The sequence below is a fragment of the Autumnicola musiva genome (assembly GCF_031846585.1).
Lineage (GTDB): Bacteria > Bacteroidota > Bacteroidia > Flavobacteriales > Flavobacteriaceae > Autumnicola > Autumnicola musiva.
Genome location: NZ_JAVRHK010000016.1, coordinates 1 through 21,414 on the forward strand (window position 1 = coordinate 1; position 21,414 = coordinate 21,414).

Here is a 21,414-nt window from a genome sequence, read left to right on the forward strand (position 1 = left end):
CATCAAACGGATATTCAATAAATCTATTACTTTTATTCGTTTTCCAGCATTTCGCCTACTTCAAGAAGTATGAAACGTGATTTTTCCGGAATGGAGCCGTTAGCTTTCGGACCAATATTTAGCAATAAATTCCCTCCGTTGACTTTAATTTCCTGAAGTTTGCTATAAATCGTGCTGGCAGATTTCCAATTATCATCACCCTTTTTATAACCCCAGGAATCATTCAAGGTATAACAGGCCTCCCAGAGGTAATCTTCTCCACTTTTTAAATGTTCCTGCTCGGGAGTGCCGAAATCTTTTTTGAATAATTCTCTTTTGGCCACCCGGTTATTGACCAGTATTTCAGGATTTAAATTTTTGATATAGTCATATAAAGCGATACCCTCTTCCAGACTCCACCAGTCCACCCAATCGCCATCAAACCATATTATATCAGGATCATACTCAGTGATGAGCTCGCTAAGCTGATTTTTCATATAAGCCAGATAATCCTCAAATTGTCCTTTCTTCATTTCAATTTGCGCCCATTTATCCCAATAATCCTTTGCAGAGTTATTTGTTTTCTGAGTAGGATGATGCCAGTCTATAATACTGTAGTAAACACCAAATTTAAGTCCGTTACTTTTACAGGCTTCCGTAAGTTGCTCAATAATATCTTTTTTATACGGCGTAGTTGAAATATCAAATTTAGTGTAATCACTGCTCCAGAGGCAAAATCCTTCGTGATGTTTCGCCGTGACCACCAAATACTTCATTCCGGCTTTCTTCGCCAGCTTCGCAATAGCATCGGCATCAAAATTTTCAGGGTTAAAAGATTTAATAAGTTTAGAATATTTTTTAGATGGAATATCCGCTTTGGCCTGAATCCATTCTGCATAACCTTGGATAGTATCGTTCTTCCAAAAGCCTCCGAGTTCACTATATAAGCCAAAGTGAATAAACATGCCAAAATCAGCATTTTCAAACCATTCGGTATTAGATTTTTTTTCTAAATGATGGGGAGCCGTTTTTCTTTGAGCATTCAGCGAAAGGCAGCTAATAATAAAAACTAGAAGCAACAATTTTTTATAATTCATCTGTATGTCACTTATTTTAATTAAGAAGATAATTATTCTTCAAAAGAATTTATGGAGATTAAAAGGGTGGAGGATAAATACTTCAAATCATGGCAAATATCGTTCACTTTTCTATTCACAATAGCTTATATATTTAAATAACAAAAACGAAAAGCGGTTCAAAATGGTAATATTGGTAAATATCGAGTGAATCTCCACATTCTTTTTCGCTATATTTTAACAGTTGTTATTTGATTTGGGGAGCGTTCATTTCTTTCAGAAAATTGTTCCTTATAACCATCAAGATATAGTTTAAAAATCAAATATCAACTATTATAAAAATCGAATTCGGATTAAATCAAATTTAGAAAATGACTATCAAATATTTTAGACATATTTTATTCTTTTTCCTATTCGCTCCATTTGCATTATGTATAGGTCAAGATTCTATTTACAATGCAAATATGGTTGGATCAGGCATGGAAAAGTTTGAGGTTAAACCAATAGCAGGCGACATAATTTTTGATGAGGTTGTATTTTATGATCTTTACGCAGAGACAGTGGATGAACCTGTTCCTGAAGGAATTATTCGGATTGATAATACGGCTTACGCTAAAAAATTGGATCTGGAATCTTTAAGTATAGGAGAAAAACTTACTATAAATCTCAGAATAGGTGCCCGTTGTGATAATTATGACCGAATTGGCGGACTCTTTATGGATTTAGTACCAAAGGGTGAAGAATTCATTTCTGCAAATGTTAAACAACGTTTAGAAATAGGACGATTTATAACTCCTTTTATGAACAAAAATAAGGAGCCTAAAGAAGTTCCATATAGTTTTGAAGTAAATAATCTGGCCGCAATTTTAAATGACCCGGCCATGCAGAAGAAATACGACTTCTACCTTAAATTTTATCTGGGGGGTGTGCCTTATGCGGCAAATAAGGAAGTTGAAGGTTGTGAAGGAAGAAATGATGTTTTTGAGGGTACTGTTGCTTTAGAAACTTCTGGATCCGTTTCTTCTGCACACAATCAATATATTCTTAGTATCAGCGATAATTTTCAATTTAATGATTATCAAGAAGGTGCTTCAGATGAAATTGGTGAATCCTATAAAACTTTTAAGTTTAAAACAGACAAGGATATTCGCAATGCCAGCTTGCACGTAATTATTTCCAATCACGGGGCGCAGTCCCAAGGTGAAGAATATATTCGCAGAAAGCATTATTTGTATTTTGATGAGCAACTTATTGCCGAATATACTCCGGGAGGTAAAAGCTGCGAACCATTTAGGGTTTATAATACCCAACGAAACGGAATTTATGGGAGAGAGCCACGAACAAACTGGAATAAATGGAGTAACTGGTGTCCCGGTAATACCATACCTATTAGAACTTATGATTTAGGAATGGTGGAAGCAGGGGATCATAGTTTTAGGCTGAAAGTTCCTGAAGCGATTTTCGCGAATGATGATGGTAATTTTCCTGTGTCAGTATATCTTCAGGGAGCGAGCATATAAGGATTAAATAGTATGAACCTTTGAAAGGATCATTTCTGGGCAAAAATTTCTATTTTAAAAAACGGATTTACCAGAAAATAGGATTAATAGTATTAACATTAGATGCGGAGGGGGGTAATTTTGCTTTCATGGCAACTGAGAGAGGTGGAAAATCTCTAAGCCATTAATTAAAGAGATAATTAGATATGATTTAGATTTGTGCTTAAAATAATTTTAATGGTTTTCACGAGCTTATTAAAATCTTCGATATTACTCCAATAACTAAAATTTTTGCATTTCCTGGTCCCGCAGACTGACCCAATGGAATTTTGGTAATTTAAATAATATTCCTTGTTTCAAGGGAGAATTAAATTTGAAAGAGAATTTAGAAGAGGAATTCAGACTACAAGTATTTATAAATAATGATGGAGATTTATTCACCTATGGTGAAGCCTGGTAAAACCGGAAAATTTTTATAAAAAATGGATTTTTTTGACGAAAGGAAATATTTAAATAATCGCTTACCACATTTGCTTTCATTAGTAAAAATTCACTTCAGCAAAACCCTCTTTTCTACCTTTCTTATGAGACAACATTGGGGCTCCTCCAATTTTTGGAATCTTCACTTTTATGATGGTACTCCAACTTATATGGGTTAAGCTCAAAATGCCGCAAACTAAGGGTCAAGAACTGAAATTCCTTGCTGAGCAAATTATTGAATCCAAAAAGAAGAACGTTCTAGACAACTAGAAGATTTTCCTTTTTCGGAATGCTCCGGAATAAATAATTATTTTATTGGTCTCAGGAATAGTTCAAACTATGCACTTTAGTGCATCTCGCTTTAGCTTCTAAAAAAACTATCTTTGTTCTATGTCGGAACAACGGTCGAATGGACATAGCGTTTCTCTTCTTACCGCCCATATAGTATGGAGCACGAAATACAGATATTCAGTCTTAAAGGGAGATATACAAGTTCGATGTCGTAGCCTTTTAATACAAATATGTGAAGCTGAGGATGTGGAAATATTAAAAGGCGTGATATCTAAGGATCACGTGCATATGCATATAGATTACCGTCCTTCGCAGAACATAAGCAATATAGTCAAGAAATTAAAAGGTAGAAGTTCTCGGAAATTACAACAGGAGTTCCCCGAGTTAAAAAGGCAGTACTGGGGTCGACATTTTTGGGCAATCGGATATGGTTGTTGGAGTACGGGAAATATTACTGATGAAATGGTAAATGAATATTTGGAACATCACAGAAAACCGGACGATAGGGGAGGCACGAATTTCATCATTGAAGACTAAACCTTAGCGGTGACTTAAAGTCACCAGCCCGAAACTATGGACTTGGAGTCCATAGTGGTTCATTTTTTTAACAGTAAAAATCTAAAGTCACCTATAGTCTAAATCAATCGCAATGCTCAATAAATAAAGGGATTGCGATTTTTTTGTCTCAAAATTTAAATTTTAAGTTCGCATTTTGTCTACATAGGCTGATTAGATAGATTTCCAGTCTAAAGAATATAACAGCTGGTTCTGCTAAAAATTACGGGTAGCAGCACCGCTGAAGCTGACAAGATAGGGAATATCCTCCATGAAACTTATAATCGGGCATTTTAACACCTCCCTTTTTCTTCCTGTGGATAGGCTCATCCCACGCCTTTCAATATATCGCTGAAGCGGCTATTTGTGGTCCAATCTAAAACCTTCAGGTGCTTTACCGGCAGACGCAGCAAATTCTTGTGCGATAAAAACTGACAGATTTATTCAAAAGGTTTTAATTAAGAGGACCCTGAAATATATAATCTCATTCTTAGTAATATTGAGGCTTTTGGCTTTTACATTATTTCATGACTTATTTTTATATTTCAGGTTATAAAAAACTCGAGTATGATTGCTGCTATCACCTTGTTCCTGATTATTACCATATTTGCTCTCATAACCAGGGTTGCGGCGATCGCCCTGGCCCATACCGGCCTTTCTACACAAAGTGCCAGGTTTCAGGCACGTTCAGCATATACCGGTACGGGGTATAGTACTTCAGAATCTGAGAAAATAATGAACCACCCGGTTCGTAGAAAAATCGTTTACACCTTAATGCTCATTGGTAATGCCGGCATTGTAACCGCAATGTCTTCCTTAATCCTCACTTTTGTACTTCCCGATACCTTAACCTCTAAGCTTTACGGACTGCTTATTGTGGTAGGTGGGCTTGGTTTTCTTTGGTGGGCAATTAGAAGTGATTGGGTAGATCGTGGTCTTTCAAAATTGATTAACAGGATGCTACAAAAATATACTGATATCAACGTTCAGGACTATGCCGCGGTACTGCATTTACATGATAATTACCATGTAAGTGAAAAAAGAGTGGAAGCCGATAGCTGGCTGGCTAATAAAACTTTGATTGAACTTGAGCTGAGGAAAGAAGGCATTACCGTGCTGGGAATAGACCGTAAGGGTAAAGATTATTTAGGCTCGCCCTCAGGAAACTCAAAAATCCTGCCGGGTGATGTAATTACGCTTTATGGAAAAGCGGAAGTTTTTAAAAATATCTATAACAGATCCAAACATATGGAAGGTGATATTCAGCATAAAGAGTATGTGAAAAAAGAAAATCAGCTAAAAAAGGAACAGGGGAAATAAAGTAGGAAAGCAACTAAATCAACAATTTTTTATAGAATATTTTAAAGGTAGATAAGTACAATACTTCTGCTAATTTATATTAAATGCACAAATTTTGGAGGTTCCAAACACGGTACCGCCGCTAGAGATATATATTCATTCCACGATTGCTACATTTTGTTGATGATCCAGTTCTGCATATAGAAAAGTTGAAGTTTTTGGTTCTCTTAATATATCTTGAATCAATCTGGAGACCTGAATTTTGATATTTGGTAGAAGTATAGAATAAATTTATCAAATTTTATATTCCTGTTAAGAATTCCTCTTGATGTAGGTTAATAAAGCTGGTTAAAATATTTACAATCATAAATGAACCTTAGATATCGGGCGCAATGTGCCTTAAATTAGTTCCTTTAAACAATATTAAATTGAAATTATTATGGAAGATAATATTAAAGGAAAGGTAGTAATAGTTACAGGTGGAAGCAGCGGATTGGGAGAACATACTGCACGTCACCTTGCCTCTAAAGGAGCAAAGGTGATTATAGCTGCGAGGCGTAAGGAGAAACTCCAGGCTATTGCTGAAGATATTCAGAAAAATGGAGGAGAAGTATTTGTTGTAAAAACAGATGTTACAAATAGAGAAGAAGTTAAAAATCTTATTGAAACAACTAAAAGGGAATATGGCAAAATAGATGTTCTGATAAACAATGCCGGCTTGATGGCTATTGCTCCAATTGCTGAAGACAAAGTAGAAGAATGGGACAAAATGATAGATATAAATATCAAAGGTGTCTTATATGGAATTTCTGCTGCTTTACCAGTATTCCAGGAACAGGGGTATGGACATTTTATTAATTTATCTTCAGTAGCAGGCATCAAAGTATTTAGTCCCGGTGGTACGGTTTATAGTGGAACCAAGTATGCAGTAAGAGCCATTTCTGAAGGTTTAAGACATGAAGTTGGAGGTAATATAAGAACCACAACCATAGAACCCGGAGCTATAGAGTCTGAACTAAAATTTGGTAGCAGCCATGACGAAAGTGCTGAGAATGTAAAGGAATTTTACAAGCAGGCTATTCCGGCAGATTCTATTGCCAGAGCTGTAGTATATGCAATTGAGCAGCCTAATGATGTAGATGTAAATGAAATAGTTATTCGCCCGACAGTTCAGGAGTTTTAGGGAATTTCAAATTTTCAAATTAGAGCAGTCTAGTTAAAAAGTCCTTTAGAATTTTTCTAAAGGATTTTTTATGGAAGAGGTTCAACATTAACGGAGAGCAGTTGCCGTTTTTGTTAAACCTTACAAACAGGATGTTCTTCTGGGCCACGTAATAGTTGTACCTGGATTCCGGGAGCTAAAATTGAATGATAGAGGTAGGCAGGGCTTTGCGAAAGCAATAATATTTATCCTCATCTTCAATGGCCGGTATTAATTTTTTCCTGATAAAATTTTTGTTGAATACCGGTCAATACTTAAGAACGACAATTTTTAAATTTCGAGTGTATGGTATCTTTATTAAAAGCCTGGAGAATTCTTATTTGCATATTAATAGATTCATTATCTTCTTTAACCCGAGTTTAACTGCGATTGAATCAGAAAATTAATAAGTTCAGCTAAACTAATTTAAAAAAGAAAATCATGGCACTAAAGGCACTATTTTTAAATTGTACATTAAAGAAGTCTCCTGCAACTTCCAATACAGGAGCATTTATAAAAAATGCTGAAAAATTTTTTCACGAACTTAATGTAAACACTGAAGTTGTAAGGGTTGTAGATTATGATGTAAAATTTGGAAATACTTCAGATGAAGGACAGGGAGATGCCTGGCCCACTGTTCTTCAAAAAGTAAAAGCAGCAGATATGCTAATTATTGCGACTCCCATCTGGCGGGGTGATCGCAGCGCCGTGGCTAAGTTGGTAGCAGAGCGTTTTGATGGTATTATGGAAGAGGCTAATGATGAGAACGGCCAATTTCCTACCTATAATAAAGTTGCCGGAGTAATGGTAGATGGAAATGAAGATGGCGCGAAAAAGGCTATTTCCAGCATCACTTTTGATCTGTCTGAACATGGCTTCTCTATACCGGTTAACGGATTTACCTATTATGTGGGTAAAGCAGGACCAGGGCCAAGTTATATAGAGGCAGAAGGTGATAAACATGAGTTTACTAATAATATGATCCTGCTAATGGTTCATAATATGGTGCATCTTGCTAAAGCATTAAAGGAAAATCCGTATCCAACGCAGGTGAATAAACTGGAGGAAAAGGCTAAAAAAATGAGTGAATAATGGCTATGCGGTAATGGACAGAAAAATGATTGGTTAATCCAGGGAATTCTTTGTTACCCAAAGTTTCCAGCCTATAATGACTTTCTGTATTTTGCTGGCTTTTTGCAGGTCTAACTGATTCTTACTGTAACTGGGAAATATTTTCTTATTTAGCCCTGCGAGTATTTGAAAGATTTTCTTTTTCATTACTGTTCCTTTCTCCCAAATATAAACAATATCCAAAGAGATTGTTAGAAGAATGCTCTCCCCCTTTCTTAATTATCTGCTCCAGTAGGAGTTTATAATCTTCATTAACAATCTCTCTGAAAATGCTAGCTGATTTATTCACCGGCTCTTACTATCGTTGTACCAGCCTGGATGCCCACAATAATATCAGGGATTCCACTTTCTACTGAAAAAGAGGCAGAGCTGTTAGCTGTTTTGCTTCTTATACCTACTTCAATTTCAGTGATTTTTCCATCACTGTTCCTTTTAATACTATTGTAAGTAACCTCGAGGCTGGCTTCTTTTTTGAGTCTTCGTTTCAGTTGTTCCAGGTCTGCTTCAGTAGAAGAGGAGGTAATAATTCCTGTTTTATTTATGCTGTTTTTTTTGGTAAATATCTGCACGGCTCCATTAGCAGCTTTTTTTCCATATTTCTTTATTGCCTTATCACCCTTCAGAACGTTAATGCTGGCAATTTTATTTGCATCAAGCTCTTTATGATCAAAGTCCTCATCCATTATTTTTCCATCAACTATAAAAAGAGGTTTCTTTTCCTGAGTTTGTGCATATTCTTTTGCTTCCTGCTCGTTACTTTCCGTGCCTTCATAGGCATTAATATCATGTGGGTGGTTGGGTTGGCTATAACCAACTACAATTACCTCCCCGTTACTTTTAGATGATGTTGTTTCGTTTCTTATAATGCCATTGCCGTAAATGACATTGGTAGAATCTGTGTTTGAATTGCCTGCTTTTTTTACGGCGAATGTTGATGAACTATCGGTTTTTTTACTGCCAACGCCAGTAATTTTATTTTCGTGCACCTTTATTGTAACTTCATGTTTTACCTGGGGTTTGTTGTCTAGTGTAACTAGTACCGGTTTTTCATACCCAGGGCTTACTTTAATATATTTCCGTTTTACCTCTTTTTTCTGAAGATCTATTCTTTGAGCTTCTTTTGAAAAATCATCAATTATTTCGGCACCCTTTAAAATGAGTGCTCCATCCTTAGCTTCAGTACCATATTCTGCAATAGCATCTGCTGGGGAAAGGCCTGAAATTTCTTCAAAAGAAAGATGTTTGCCATGTAATTCTTTAGCGGAATAGCTTTCACCATCAAGAATATAGAGGGGAGCTCTTCCCATAGTGGCAAGCAAATCTTTCTCTTCCGAAGGATAAACCTGAAGAGATGCAGGTGTTGTTGAAGAATTCTTAATTCGTGCTTCAGTTTTTACATTAGATAAAAGCATAAAAGTGAGGAGGAAAGGGAAAACTAATACAATTTTCCAGGTGTTTCTTTGATTGTCATTTTTTTTGTTAAGCATAACTATTCGTTTTTTGATGAATGATTGATAAAAGGAATTAGTCAATTCCGGGTGCATACCAGCAATGGAATTCTTTACCAAAGTATGCTGATATTCCTTAGTAGAATTAGTGCCTGCAACTGTTCTGCGGTCGGCGATAAATTCAAGATTTTGTTCAATAAACTTTCTGAAGAGCCAGCTAAACGGGTTAAACCACAGTATAGCGGCAGTAATATTTGCCAGAAGAATATCTGCGGAATGTAATTGGCGGGCATGTACTTTTTCGTGCTCTAGAATAAGCCTCATTTCCCTGTGGGAATGAGCATCGGGATTAATGAAAATATATTTGAAAAAAGAAAATGGAGCCGAATCGCCGCCCATATCAATGAGACTGTAATCGTTTTCCGGTTTCTTTCCATTCAGCTTTATGATCCTCCAAATTTGAAAAAGTTGAATACCTGTCCGGATCAGGAAAAAGGCAGCTACAGTAAAATATATTAGTCCGCCAATCAGCCACCAGTTTATAGTGGCCTCTTCAGCTATGGGAAAGGTGTTATCTTCCATATCGATACTATAGTTGCCCGGCATGGTTATAGCTTCAACGTAAACAGTTTTGGTAAAATAAATTAGGGGAAGAATAAAAGAAGCAAGAATACCACCCAGAAGAAAACTTCTGTTTAGAATAAAAAAAGTCTCCTTCCGTAGAAAAAGATAGTAACTCAGGCAAAAAATACTTAAAATGCCCGCACTTTTGAGTAGGTAAATTAGAAAATTTTCCATCACTTATTCTTTTTTTCAATAATATCCAGTATCTCCCGTAACTCCTCAGCACTAATTTTTTCTTCTTTAGCAAAAAACGAAACCACACTTTTATAAGAGTCGTCAAAGAATTTCTTGGTGGCCTGTGTCATAAACTGCTTCCGGTAAGCTTCTCTGGAAACTACAGGATAGTATTGGTGAGTGTTTCCATAGGCATTATACGAAACAAAACCTTTCTCTTCCAGATTTCTTACAATTGTGGAAACGGTATTGTAATGAAGTTTCTGCTCTGTAATCTCAGGCAGGATTTCTTTTACAAAAGCCTTTTCCAGCTTCCATAAGATTGCCATTATTTCCTCTTCTTTATTGGTAAGTTTTTCCATAATGCTGAAAATTGATGTTCAGAAATTTCCAAGAATATTTTGCTAATATAACTATAAAAATAGTTTAATTACTAAAAATATAGTTTTTTTATTGTTGGTAATCTAGCGGAAGTAGGTGAGCGGTCCTGCCGTTTGACATAACACCACTAAAAATTACATTCTGTGGAGGACTGTGATTGCCCAAAGCATCTATTACAAAAGTTCCTTCTGTACTCATGGCAGATTGGTTTTTGTTTTTGTGAAGTATGATAATTTTATCGGTAAGCAGTTTTACTTCAACTAAATTATTCCTTTTACTGAGCTTTATATATTTATACGGAGGCACCTTATAGCGGTCGTGGTAAATATCAAAATTGTTATTTTCCAGATCTTTTGTGGCGAGGCTTCTCATAAATTGGAGAATGGAGCCGTTATAAATTCTTTTCCGGTGCCTTAAAATCTTTCGCTTTGTCTTTTCTTTAAGTTCTTGAAAAAAACTTGTGCCATCATAATATACAAAATGAGTAAACTGAATACCGGAAGTTCCTATGCTGAACTGTATTTTAAAATTTTGCAGATTATACTTTACCTGATAACCTAAATATTTATTTGTTATATTAAGTGGTTCATTTGAATAAGCAGTTAAAACTTCTGTAGAAGGGCGATAAGTGAGTTTTACTACTTCTTCATTTTCAATAAAACAATCTTTTGCTTCTTTGGTGCTGCCAATAAACTCTCTCCTGAAAATTTTAAGTTTTTTCTCCCGGCTCCATGGATCGGCTTCAATATTTACAGTTGCCAGTTGTTCTTTGCCCGGCTTTAAGTAAACAGGAGGCAGGTAGGAAGTGTATCGATCGTAATCTTTGATTACTACAGTTTCAAACCCGAGGGAACTAATAACCAGGGGTGCTAGTATTTCCGAAGGTTTATTTAAAGCAAAAGTGCCGTCTTTATTTGAAGAGACGCCAATGCTTGTGCCGTCAAAATATACTGATGCTCCAAAGACAGCAGTTGAATCTTCTGCATTATATATAATACCTCTCAGTTTCTCCTGACTGGTTGCGACATTGACATAAACGAACAATAGTGAAAGAATAAAAGTTTTTAGCATAGTTGTAGAATTCTTAATATAAAACTACGAATATAGTTATTCAACTTGATTTTTAGTTTTAATACGGATTCCTGTACTTATTTAGCTTTAAAAGATTCTGTTATCTTCGCATAAAAAAGTAAATGAGCGTAATATTTATTCTTGTAGGTCTGGTTCTTTTAGTAATTGGAGGGGAATTTCTGGTAAGATCTTCTGTAGCTCTATCTTTTAAGCTTAACCTTTCAAGAATGGTGATTGGGCTTACGGTAGTGTCTTTTGCTACTTCAGCACCCGAATTACTGGTGAGCCTGCAGGCTGCTGTGCAGGGATTTAGCGACATCTCTCTGGGTAATGTTATAGGTTCAAATATTGCCAATATTGCGCTGGTACTGGGCATAACGGCAATTATTACTCCATTGGGAATAGATCGTGATTTTTATCGTTTTAACTGGCCGGTAATGATGATTTTTTCTATTGCCCTCTATTTTTTTCTGAAAAGCGGTCAGAATATTTCCCGGATTGAAGGTGTGGCTTTTCTTTTAGGAATAGTGACCTACCTGATAATTCTTATTACAAGGTCTCGTAAAAAAAAGGATGTGGTGGTAGAAGAGGTAGATGAATCCCTGCAGGCTGTTTCTGTTTTTAAGATCGTCTTGTGGCTGCTAATAGGGGGAGCCGCATTGTACGGAGGATCTGAGCTTTTGGTAAGCGGAGCGGTAGATCTCGCAACAAAACTGGGAGTAAGTGAAAGAGTAATTTCAGTAACTATGATTGCCATTGGAACAAGCGTACCCGAACTTGCTGCTTCTGTAATGGCTGCATTAAAAAAGGAAAAAGCGCTTTCTCTTGGTAACCTGATAGGTTCTAACATTTTTAATATAGCCTCGGTATTGGGAATTACTGCTTTAATACAACCTATCTATATTCAATCTGAAGCAATCCTCAGCAATGATATTTTCTGGATGATTGGGGTGGCATTTATTTTAATTCCACTGGCTTTTTTACCTGTTAAACTGGAAATGGGCAGGTATAAGGGTATCATATTATTTGTAGGATATACAATTTTTGTGAGTCTTGCATTTTTAGGATAAATTTAGGGGGGTGTAATGCGAAATATTTAATTCTTCTTAAAATAGGATCTAATTTTAGGGGGGATGGATAAAAATTTTTAAATTGGCAGGCAACTTTTAAAATATCAAACAACGCAATATGTCAACCTTAAGATTTGAAGCTTTAAAACAAACATTCAACCGGAGTGCGGTGAAGATTGAAGAACCTTCTAAAAGATCAGAATTGTTCGGGAGTAATGTCTTCAACACTTCAATAATGAAACAGTTCCTTACAAAAGAAGCTTACACCAGTGTATTAGACGCTATTAAAAATGGATCAAAAATAGACCGGGGAGTAGCCGAGCATATCTCTTCAGGAATGAAGCAATGGGCAATGGCTAAGGGAGCCACCCACTACACACACTGGTTTCAGCCTTTAACGGGTTCAACTGCTGAAAAGCATGATGCCTTCTTTGAAACTACCGGAGATGGTGGGGCTATAGAAAAATTTGGAGGTGGAGCCCTTGTGCAGCAGGAACCTGATGCTTCCAGCTTTCCTAATGGTGGAATTAGAAATACGTTTGAAGCCCGGGGCTATACTGCCTGGGATCCTACATCTCCCGCCTTCATCTGGGGAACCACTTTATGTATTCCTACAGTTTTTGTTTCCTATACAGGGGAAGCATTAGATTATAAAACTCCTTTGCTACGTGCACTTCAGGCAGTAGATCAATCGGCTACTGCAGTTGCAAAGTATTTTGATAAAAATGTGACTAAAGTAAATGCGACCCTTGGGTGGGAGCAGGAATATTTCTTAATTGATTCTGCTTTGGCGGTAACCCGTCCAGATTTACAATTGGCCGGACGTACCTTGTTAGGACATTCTCCTGCAAAAGGACAGCAACTGGACGATCACTATTTTGGTTCTATTCCTTCAAGAATACTGGCCTTTATGAGAGATCTGGAAATTGAGTGTATGAAGCTTGGAATTCCTGTAAAAACAAGGCATAATGAGGTGGCACCAAATCAGTTTGAACTTGCTCCTATTTTTGAAGAGGCGAATCTTGCTGTAGATCATAATTCCCTTATTATGGATATTATGAGCAAAACAGCTGAGAAGCATCACTTCAAAGTAGTACTACATGAAAAGCCCTTTGCCGGAATTAATGGTAGTGGGAAACACAATAACTGGTCTTTAGGAACAGATACCGGAACAAATCTTCTTTCTCCAGGTAGTACTCCTATGAAAAACCTCCAGTTTCTTACCTTCTTTGTTAATATTATTAAGGCTGTTCATGATAATGAGGAATTACTTAGAGCATCCATAGCAAGTGCTTCCAACGATCACAGGCTTGGAGCCAATGAAGCACCTCCGGCTATAATTTCTGTCTTTATAGGGTCTCAGCTAACTGCTGTGCTTGATGAACTTGAAAAAGTGACTGACGGAAAATTATCTCCTCAGGAAAAAACCGAACTCAAATTAAATGTAGTAGGTAAAATTCCTGAAATCTTATTGGATAATACAGATCGTAACAGGACTTCTTCTTTTGCTTTTACAGGTAATAAATTTGAATTTAGAGCTGTTGGATCTTTGCAGAATTGTGCCAGTCCTATGACTGTTTTGAATTCTATATTGGCTAAACAACTGAAAGATTTTAAAGTAGAGGTAGATAAGCTCATCAAGGATAAGAAAATGAAGAAAGATGATGCGATCTTTAATGTGCTTAGGGAATATATTAAGGAATCTAAAAAAATCAGGTTCGAAGGAGACGGTTATGGTGAAGCCTGGGAAAAGGAAGCAGAAAAAAGAGGCTTAAGTAATAATAGAAGAACTCCACAGGCACTTAAAGTTCAGGTTTCAGAGAAAACCATCAAGTTATACGAAGAACTTGAAGTGATGAATAAGGTGGAAATTGAAGCGCGTCACGAAATTGAGCTGGAAGAATATGCCATGCGTATTCAGATTGAAGGCAGAATCCTTGGAGATATTGCCAGAAACCATATTATTCCAACTGCAATCAGGTATCAAAATATCCTGATTAAGAACGTACGCGGGATCAAAGAGATTTATGCTGAACATTATAAACAGCATGCCGATGAACAATTGGATATTATTGAAAATATTTCAACTCACATTGCTGCCATAAACAGTAAAGTTGGGGAAATGATAGACGCCCGTAAAGTCGCTAATCAGATAGAAGATGCTGAAGAAAAGGCATTCGCCTATTGTGATGATGTACGTCCATTCTTTGAAGAAATTAGATATCACTGCGACAAGCTTGAACTATTGGTTGATGACGAATTATGGCCATTGACCAAATATAGAGAGTTGTTGTTTACAAGATAAACGTCTTTCCTAACTAAAATATAAAAGCCACGTTGCATTAGCAGGGTGGCTTTTATATTTTAACTTATTCATGTTTTCTTGTTCTGTGCTATTCATAAAGAAGGTGACATCCATGTATTTCAAATAAGTGCACCCCCGGTTTCTTACATTTAAGTTGTTATTATATTAAATATTTCCTAACCAAATAGTGGTATAAATATATTATTGATAATATTTTAACTAAAATTAAGGTTGTTTATCGAAAAATTTTAATTTGTAGGGCTTATAGTTCTATATTCGTTAAAGAATTATTAATGATCTCAAGGCTCCATCATCTTATTCCTGCTTTAAATTTTGTAATCAATTTTAACCATTAAATATTTTAAATTATGAAAAAAGTAGTTTTAAGCGCAGCAGCGCTAATGATTGGAGTAATTGGATTTGCTCAAAACAATGAAAGTACCGTTGATCAAAACGGTAATGCTCAAGAATCTACTGTCTATCAAAATGGGCGTAATCAAACTTCTAATGTAGATCAATTAGGGGGCGATGGGAACAACTCTTATGTCATGCAGCATGGAGGTGGTTCAACTAGTACTGTTCTTCAAGACGGTTCTGGTAACGAATCAGATGTTGCTCAAGGTATTGGTGGTGTAACGTTGGGACCTCACAAAAGTGATGTTGAACAAATTGGTAGCGACAATATTTCTCAGGTAGCACAAGATGGAGATGGACCAAATACCTCTTATGTAGATCAATTAGGAAGTGAACATCAGAGTTATGTAGAACAAACCGGGTCTCTGGCGTTTTCTTCAGTTGATCAATTAGGGGGTGACCGTAACTATAGTGATGTATATCAAACTGGTTCTTCTAGTTCTTATGTCGACCAAATTGGTAACGACAACGACAGTTATGTTACACAAAGAGGAGGTGCAAATAATTCCTCTCTTGTGTGGCAAGATGGAGATGAGAACATTTCAACTGTAAATCAAAATGGACTTGCAGGATATCCCGATAGAGGTTCTAACAACAGTTCAGAGGTTTGGCAATACGGTTTCTCACATGAAAGTATTGTGAATCAGAGCGGAGAGTACAACCAATCTATGGTGACTCAAAATGGCACTAATCAAGGGAGTAATGTAAAACAAACCGGAAGTGGGAATATTTCTACTGTAGAACAACTGGATCATGCGTCGTCTCGTGGTTCTTATGGGAGAACAAATTAGTAATTTTTGGAGCAAAAAGTAGAATTTTACAACTGTAAATATTCTTAGTACTTATAAAAGAATAAGAAGAGCATGGGGCAATTGCTAGCTCTCATGCTTTTCTTATTAATGAAATTAAGTTGAACTAGAAGAGAATCAATCATGAAAAGAGCTTTTAAATACGTTAGTACTATTAGATCCTATTACTTTTTTTATACAATCAAGTAAAAACGATGGTCAGCGAAAGAATATAAGTGAGGCTGTAATAGTAATTAATTTAGTTAAGATAGGATGATGTGAAAATAACTTTCAACAAAGACTAATAAAATAATGCCATGAATTTAATAAAAAATATTAGTGTTTTAGGGTTTATTTATTTTTCTGCTTCGTTACTGGCGTTTTCACAGGAAACGGGAAGAATGACTTCAGAATTAGGGCATGTAAATAAGGAACAACAATATACCATCCATACTTTTCAAAATTTGAAAATAGCTGAATCCCAAATTGATCGTGTATTCTTTCAAAATAATATTTTCATAGAACAATTAGGTGAAAATAACTTTGTAAAATCTGCGATTTCTTCCAGTACCGGCCAGGCAAAATTAATTCAGGATGGAATGGAGAACGAAATTTATATAGATTTACAGGCCGAAAAGGTGAGATATAACGTAATCCAGATTGGTAATAATAATTACCTTCAGGATCACACCTACACATCTTATAAAACTGCCGAATTTAATCTTTATCAAAATGGGAATAAAAATGAGGTTCTTAAGTATGGTACTAATTCTATTACTAACCAGCTAGAATTCAATATTAAAGGAGATTCAAAATCATTAATTATAAGGAGTTATCAATGAACTCTTATTTTGAAACAAGACAATACAAATACTAATCACGTGGATAAATACCCTATAGCTAAACAGGTCACTATAATCATAGATAATATATTAAAAAAGCCCTACCTGAGAAATCAGGTAGGGCTTTAAATATGCTAAAAATATTTTCTTAGTAAAGATATTCCAGGGCAACTACATCATATTCTCCAAACTCTCCATCTTCACTTGTGCTGAAACAGGAAAGCATAATGGAATTAGGATCTAATCTAAAAGGTGTTCCGGGAATATGTACGGCTCCTGTAGGATTCGCTAATTCACCAAAACTTGGCCTTCCGCAGCTTTCTCTTGTAAACCAGTCGGTATGGCGTAATCCAAGGGTGTGACCTATTTCATGCGTCATAACATGAGTATTTACTTCCAGGCTGTATTGTTCCATTCCGGAATAAATTTGAACAAAAGGATATGGATCACCTCCAGTTGGGAAACCTGCACTACCACCTACTGAACCATCGGGAACCTGAAATATCAGAATATCAGCCTGGCTCTGATCATTAGTAAAACTAAGTTCAAAAGTAAGTCCAAGATCAAGAGCATTGTAATTTTCTACTGCGTTTTCTAAAGCCTGCTGTTGCTTGTCAGTAAGATTCTGCCCAGACCCTAATCCTGTCCAGCCTACTACCTGTATAACCCTAGGAGAATAAACAAGACTATAGGTCCTGTACTGCTTATCGGTAACATCTCCGGCTTTCATATTGTTTAGTTGTTCAGCATCTAAGGTTATATCACCTTCAATTAGGTAAGAAACTTTTTTTTCCCCGCCGGGTAGTTGCAGTTCAACCTTTTCCACTCCTTCAGAATTGAAGTTCAAAGATTCTATTTTTTCAATTATTTCTTTGGAAACTTTAGAATCCTGGATAGAAGAAGATTCAGAAGTATTAGTTACCTCTTCTTCTTTTTGGCATGAAGCAGCTAGAATAATTGCTGCGAGAAGTAATAGTTTTTGGATTTTCATAAATTAAAAATTAAGGTTAATAAAAAGTAAAATATTTCACTCATACCAAACCTAGATAATTTATTAGTATCTGCAAACAATTAGTTTTAATTTTTTCTTCAAAATCTCAATTTTGTAGGAATATTCTCTGTAAAACAGAAATTATGTTGCATTTTATTTAAATTTTTGTAGATTGCCATTAAGGTATTTTTCATATCTATAATCAAGTTACAGCACAGAGATTTGAAGTTTAATGTTAAAAATATACGTTTAACTAGAATCTGCACTGTTTGTCGAATAATTTATTTCCCTAATATATTTCCCTGTAGCTTAGTAAAACAATTACGCGTAATCTCATTAAACTGGGGGCTTTTGCTTAAACTACAGAAGTTGAAAAAATGTTTATTAATCTTTAACCATTCTAATTTATTATTTTATGAAAAAAATTATTTTTTACACAGGAGCATTTATGCTCAGTACAGTTGCTTTTGCCCAAAGCAATGAAAGTAATGTTGATCAAATTGGCAATGCTAATCAAGCGGATGTCAGACAGGTGGGCAGTGATAATTTCTCGGATATTTACCAAAGCGGAGGGGATGCAGATGAGAATGCTAACCATGAAGCTACCGTTATACAGGAAGGGGCTTCTAACACTTCTGAAGTTAATCAGGTAGAAGATGACCAAATTGCAGTTGTGGAGCAGTATGGATCTCTTAATGAATCCTCTATAGATCAGTCAGGTTCTTCGAATTATGCTGATGTGTATCAGGACGGGTTGCTAAACGCTACTAGTATTGTGCAGATTGGTGATGCGAACGATTCAGAGCCTAACAATGAAGGGGAAGTAGAGCAGGCAGGACTTGGAAATACTGCCTCTGTAATTCAGGACGGACAGTTAAATGCCGCCAGTATATTACAGGAAGGAAATTACAATTATGCTGAGATTGAACAAACCGGTAACAGTAACGATGCAAATGTAAGACAATGGGGTAATGATAATACAGCATTTCAATTTCAGGTAGGCAATGGTAATGATGCCGACATATTGCAGGGGGAATCTTTAACCGGATGGGCAAGCTCTCAGGCTAGTGTTGCACAACAGGAGCAATATGGAAATGGCAATGTTGCAAAAATCACCCAACGAGGAAGTGCGCATACAGCTTTACAGGCTCAACTAGGAGATAATAATGAGGTAAATGCGTATCAGGGAAATAATGAAAACTTTTCAAGACAGTATCAGGAAGGAAACGGAAACTATGCAAATACTCAGCAGTATTTTAGTTCAAATGATTCCTTTCAGGAGCAATTTGGTGATGATAACTGGGCAACTACCCGGCAGACAGGTGAAGGTTTAAACATCTCAACTATTGCTCAAAATGGTGAAGCAAACTATGCTCTTCATACTCAAAACGGCCTGAATAATGGAGCCTCTACTACTCAGTTGGGTGATGGGCATACCAGTACTATAAACCAGGTAGGTAATAACAATGCTGCTAGTGTTTATCAGTCTTCAGTGGACTTTCCTGGAACTCCTGGCCCTGGGGGACCAACTACAGGACCTACTCTGAAATAATGGTTTAATTAGTTTAAAAAAAGATGTACAGTAACACTGTGCATCTTTTTTTCTTTAAGGAATCAATTTATTTCATTAGCTGTTGTTATGTCTAAAATTGAATTCAGGAAGAGGTGAGGCTAATCATCTATTAATTTTAATATTAGTACAGTCATGAAAGCAAAAAACTTTCTTTTAAATTTTATTATTTTTATTTCTTACATTACTTATGCTCAGGATGCTCCTGTTAATCCTTCAAAAGTGGCCCTTCAGAATGAAGAATTACTGTTTAACGCTTCAGAGGCTATTAAATCATTTTCTGGGGATGCTGCTAAAGCTTTACCTGAAAATAATGAAGTTTTTATAAGGCAAATTGGGGATGGGAATAATTTAAATACCAGGGTTTCTTCTCCAAATACAAAAATGCATCTACAGCAGTCTGGTAATGGAAATAATATGCAGATGGAGGTGATGGCAAATGAAGCTACCTATAATGTTCAGCAAAATGGAAATCATAATCAATTTTTTGATTTTACATCTGCACCTTCACAGTCTGCTACGCTGAATTTGAAACAACAGGGTAGCAATATCCACGTAGAAAAATACGGGACAAATTCTATTACTAATAAGCTGAAATTGGATGTTACAGGAGATTACAAATCACTCATTATTAGAAGTTATCAATAAATGCCTTTATAGCTACTTAAGCTGCTATTATCTTTTTCTAGACTCTAAAATACCTCCTTACTACTTCTCAGAATTCCAACTTTCAAGTTGAGGCTTTATAAAATTAGTAACTCTGTCAGGAATATTTAAACAGAATTGCTGCTATAAATCATTAGCAAAAGCTAATTGTAGTATATATAAATCTCTCCTCAAGTACCTCTGATACCACACTACTGAATTGAAATGCTACGGCTTGCCTAAAGGCCAATCGGTTTCAGGATTTTTAATATTTTATACTACCTAATAAGGGGTAGTATTAATAATTTTCTTCTTTTTAACAAGAATTTTCGCTCTTCATCGAAATTTTAAGTTTGTACCATTTGCTTCTTCTATATTAGCTGTAGAATAGATTCTTGCCCTACAGAATTTGAGCCCCATACATCTTTACCTGCTTGAAATTGTGTAATCAATTATTAACCATTTATAAATTTATTATTATGAAAAAAGCAGGTTTAAGCGCAGCAGCGCTAATGTGTGGGGTAATGGCGTTTGCTCAAAACACCAGTACAATTACTCAAGGTACAGCAGGGGAGCTTTCCACTAACAATCAGGCAACAGTTAGTCAAGTTGGCAGCAACAGTGCACAGATTAATCAAACCAATCAGGGGAATAGTTCAAATTCTTATCAAACAGGTGCTGGCAATACCATAGAAGTAGGTCAAAGAGGTATGGAAAGCAGGAGTTTCATCAATCAGGATGGGAGTGAAAATGAAGTAAGAGTAAAACAAAATCGTTCCGGAAATCAAAACAATCTCTCTGTCGTTTCACAAGTTGGAGAAGACCACGAAGCGGCAATAACTCAGGATGGAGTTGATGGGCAGGCTTTTGTAGCCCAGTCTGGATCATTAAACTATGCAAACGTAATACAGTATCCCAATAATCCGGGAGAGGGTAATGATGCTTATGTAGTTCAATTCGGAAATGGAGAAGATCCAAATTCCGCCCGTATTAAACAGGAGGATCAGGAGAATTTTGCTTCTATTTTGCAATGGGGAAATGGCAATATAGCGCTGACGGACCAAACTGGTGATAAAAATATATCATGGCAATCCCAGTTTGGGAATGGTAATAATGTGGTAACCACTCAAAGGGATAATAATGGAAGCGGACATGGAGTTGGTGAAAATTTCTCGGTAACAAATCAATTTGGAGATGCCAATACCATAGCTCATACCCAATCTGGCCAGAACAATTATGCAGGATCTTTCCAAGCAGGAAATGGTCATAACAGTTCTGTGTCTCAAAATGGAGCAGCCAACAGTACAACTGTGATCCAGTCAGGAAATTTTAATTAAAATTATATAAAGGACAGTTTGAGATTTTTAGACTGTCCTTTATTTTTTCGAATATAATTTAATTATTTCCTGTTTAACGCATTGTTATATGAACTTTGCTTCACTTGGTCAGCGCTGTTAGGTACTGAATTTATCACGTATAGAAGGAAATTATAGGAATAAGAATGTTTTTAGAAATAGACAATAGATTCAAAATCATTAATACATCAGATTAAAAAATATTATTAATATCAAAATTCGGAT

The 21,414-nt window shown here is 36.0% G+C and carries 18 protein-coding genes; 12 read left to right on the forward strand and 6 right to left on the reverse strand.

Features of this window, described 5'->3' with window-relative positions:
- Positions 1–32 precede the first annotated feature (32 nt).
- Complete coding sequence (locus tag RM539_RS16125; protein ID WP_311504447.1) at positions 33–1,076, reverse strand: alpha-L-fucosidase; 1,044 nt, start codon at positions 1,074–1,076, stop codon at positions 33–35.
- 350 nt (positions 1,077–1,426) lie between these two features.
- Between RM539_RS16125 and RM539_RS16130 the strand changes: the two genes are divergently transcribed.
- From RM539_RS16130 to RM539_RS16150, 5 genes are all read left to right on the forward strand, one after another.
- Positions 1,427–2,575, forward strand: a complete 1,149-nt coding sequence (locus RM539_RS16130; protein ID WP_311504448.1) for a peptide-N-glycosidase F-related protein — start codon at positions 1,427–1,429, stop codon at positions 2,573–2,575.
- A gap of 849 nt (positions 2,576–3,424) precedes the next feature.
- Entirely contained in the window at positions 3,425–3,862 is a 438-nt protein-coding gene (gene tnpA / locus RM539_RS16135) for an IS200/IS605 family transposase (protein WP_311504449.1), read from the forward strand.
- A 585-nt stretch (positions 3,863–4,447) separates the two neighbouring features.
- Positions 4,448–5,200, forward strand: coding sequence for a TrkA C-terminal domain-containing protein (locus RM539_RS16140; RefSeq protein WP_311504450.1), 753 nt, complete (start codon positions 4,448–4,450; stop codon positions 5,198–5,200).
- Positions 5,201–5,618: 418 nt separating this feature from the next.
- Positions 5,619–6,362: an SDR family oxidoreductase gene (locus tag RM539_RS16145; protein ID WP_311504451.1), complete on the forward strand. Its 744-nt coding sequence runs from the start codon at positions 5,619–5,621 to the stop codon at positions 6,360–6,362.
- A gap of 459 nt (positions 6,363–6,821) precedes the next feature.
- Positions 6,822–7,472: a flavodoxin family protein gene (locus RM539_RS16150; RefSeq protein WP_311504452.1), complete on the forward strand. Its 651-nt coding sequence runs from the start codon at positions 6,822–6,824 to the stop codon at positions 7,470–7,472.
- A 33-nt stretch (positions 7,473–7,505) separates the two neighbouring features.
- Here RM539_RS16150 and RM539_RS16155 read toward each other — a convergent pair whose 3' ends face one another.
- The 4 genes from RM539_RS16155 to RM539_RS16170 form a co-directional block, all read right to left on the reverse strand.
- Positions 7,506–7,658 carry an SsrA-binding protein gene (locus RM539_RS16155; RefSeq protein WP_311504453.1) on the reverse strand — a complete coding sequence of 51 codons (153 nt, stop codon included), beginning with the start codon at positions 7,656–7,658 and terminating at the stop codon, positions 7,506–7,508.
- Positions 7,659–7,792: 134 nt separating this feature from the next.
- Positions 7,793–9,757: a M56 family metallopeptidase gene (locus RM539_RS16160; RefSeq protein WP_311504454.1), complete on the reverse strand. Its 1,965-nt coding sequence runs from the start codon at positions 9,755–9,757 to the stop codon at positions 7,793–7,795.
- A complete protein-coding gene (locus RM539_RS16165; RefSeq protein ID WP_311504455.1) occupies positions 9,757–10,119 on the reverse strand; it encodes a BlaI/MecI/CopY family transcriptional regulator in 363 nt (120 codons plus the stop codon). The genes RM539_RS16160 and RM539_RS16165 overlap by 1 nt, the downstream gene beginning before the upstream one ends.
- Before the next feature lie 88 nt (positions 10,120–10,207).
- Entirely contained in the window at positions 10,208–11,209 is a 1,002-nt protein-coding gene (locus tag RM539_RS16170; protein WP_311504456.1) for a carboxypeptidase-like regulatory domain-containing protein, read from the reverse strand.
- A 122-nt stretch (positions 11,210–11,331) separates the two neighbouring features.
- Between RM539_RS16170 and RM539_RS16175 the strand changes: the two genes are divergently transcribed.
- From RM539_RS16175 to RM539_RS16190, 4 genes are all read left to right on the forward strand, one after another.
- Positions 11,332–12,279, forward strand: coding sequence for a calcium/sodium antiporter (locus RM539_RS16175; protein WP_311504457.1), 948 nt, complete (start codon positions 11,332–11,334; stop codon positions 12,277–12,279).
- Positions 12,280–12,397: 118 nt separating this feature from the next.
- A complete protein-coding gene (locus tag RM539_RS16180; protein ID WP_311504458.1) occupies positions 12,398–14,584 on the forward strand; it encodes a glutamine synthetase III family protein in 2,187 nt (728 codons plus the stop codon).
- Between the two features lie 368 nt (positions 14,585–14,952).
- Positions 14,953–15,789 carry a hypothetical protein gene (locus RM539_RS16185; RefSeq protein WP_311504459.1) on the forward strand — a complete coding sequence of 279 codons (837 nt, stop codon included), beginning with the start codon at positions 14,953–14,955 and terminating at the stop codon, positions 15,787–15,789.
- 314 nt (positions 15,790–16,103) lie between these two features.
- Positions 16,104–16,628, forward strand: a complete 525-nt coding sequence (locus RM539_RS16190; protein WP_311504460.1) for a hypothetical protein — start codon at positions 16,104–16,106, stop codon at positions 16,626–16,628.
- Between the two features lie 148 nt (positions 16,629–16,776).
- Here RM539_RS16190 and RM539_RS16195 read toward each other — a convergent pair whose 3' ends face one another.
- On the reverse strand, positions 16,777–17,619 hold the full coding sequence (locus RM539_RS16195; RefSeq protein WP_311504461.1) for a M57 family metalloprotease: 843 nt from the start codon (positions 17,617–17,619) through the stop codon (positions 16,777–16,779).
- 415 nt (positions 17,620–18,034) lie between these two features.
- Here RM539_RS16195 and RM539_RS16200 point away from each other — a divergent pair, with 415 nt between their 5' ends.
- From RM539_RS16200 to RM539_RS16210, 3 genes are all read left to right on the forward strand, one after another.
- Positions 18,035–19,171, forward strand: coding sequence for a hypothetical protein (locus tag RM539_RS16200; RefSeq protein ID WP_311504462.1), 1,137 nt, complete (start codon positions 18,035–18,037; stop codon positions 19,169–19,171).
- Between the two features lie 153 nt (positions 19,172–19,324).
- The gene (locus RM539_RS16205) at positions 19,325–19,837 is read left to right on the forward strand and encodes a hypothetical protein (protein WP_311504463.1); all 513 of its coding nucleotides are present in this window, start codon (positions 19,325–19,327) and stop codon (positions 19,835–19,837) included.
- Between the two features lie 476 nt (positions 19,838–20,313).
- Positions 20,314–21,171, forward strand: a complete 858-nt coding sequence (locus RM539_RS16210; protein WP_311504464.1) for a hypothetical protein — start codon at positions 20,314–20,316, stop codon at positions 21,169–21,171.
- The last annotated feature ends 243 nt before the right edge of the window (positions 21,172–21,414 follow it).

Bases quoted from the DNA above. Each gene is read 5' to 3' on its own strand.
- RM539_RS16125 (WP_311504447.1), bottom strand. From the start codon at position 1,076: ATGAATTATAAAAAATTGTTGCTTCTAGTTTTTATTATTAGCTGCCTT.
- RM539_RS16175 (WP_311504457.1), top strand. From the start codon at position 11,332: ATGAGCGTAATATTTATTCTTGTAGGTCTGGTTCTTTTAGTAATTGGA.
- RM539_RS16195 (WP_311504461.1), bottom strand. From the start codon at position 17,619: ATGAAAATCCAAAAACTATTACTTCTCGCAGCAATTATTCTAGCTGCT.
- RM539_RS16160 (WP_311504454.1), bottom strand. From the start codon at position 9,757: ATGGAAAATTTTCTAATTTACCTACTCAAAAGTGCGGGCATTTTAAGT.
- RM539_RS16150 (WP_311504452.1), top strand. From the start codon at position 6,822: ATGGCACTAAAGGCACTATTTTTAAATTGTACATTAAAGAAGTCTCCT.
- RM539_RS16165 (WP_311504455.1), bottom strand. From the start codon at position 10,119: ATGGAAAAACTTACCAATAAAGAAGAGGAAATAATGGCAATCTTATGG.
- RM539_RS16200 (WP_311504462.1), top strand. From the start codon at position 18,035: ATGAAAAAAATTATTTTTTACACAGGAGCATTTATGCTCAGTACAGTT.
- RM539_RS16205 (WP_311504463.1), top strand. From the start codon at position 19,325: ATGAAAGCAAAAAACTTTCTTTTAAATTTTATTATTTTTATTTCTTAC.
- RM539_RS16190 (WP_311504460.1), top strand. From the start codon at position 16,104: ATGAATTTAATAAAAAATATTAGTGTTTTAGGGTTTATTTATTTTTCT.
- RM539_RS16210 (WP_311504464.1), top strand. From the start codon at position 20,314: ATGAAAAAAGCAGGTTTAAGCGCAGCAGCGCTAATGTGTGGGGTAATG.
- RM539_RS16170 (WP_311504456.1), bottom strand. From the start codon at position 11,209: ATGCTAAAAACTTTTATTCTTTCACTATTGTTCGTTTATGTCAATGTC.
- RM539_RS16140 (WP_311504450.1), top strand. From the start codon at position 4,448: ATGATTGCTGCTATCACCTTGTTCCTGATTATTACCATATTTGCTCTC.
- tnpA (WP_311504449.1), top strand. From the start codon at position 3,425: ATGTCGGAACAACGGTCGAATGGACATAGCGTTTCTCTTCTTACCGCC.
- RM539_RS16130 (WP_311504448.1), top strand. From the start codon at position 1,427: ATGACTATCAAATATTTTAGACATATTTTATTCTTTTTCCTATTCGCT.
- RM539_RS16155 (WP_311504453.1), bottom strand. From the start codon at position 7,658: ATGAAAAAGAAAATCTTTCAAATACTCGCAGGGCTAAATAAGAAAATA.
- RM539_RS16145 (WP_311504451.1), top strand. From the start codon at position 5,619: ATGGAAGATAATATTAAAGGAAAGGTAGTAATAGTTACAGGTGGAAGC.
- RM539_RS16180 (WP_311504458.1), top strand. From the start codon at position 12,398: ATGTCAACCTTAAGATTTGAAGCTTTAAAACAAACATTCAACCGGAGT.
- RM539_RS16185 (WP_311504459.1), top strand. From the start codon at position 14,953: ATGAAAAAAGTAGTTTTAAGCGCAGCAGCGCTAATGATTGGAGTAATT.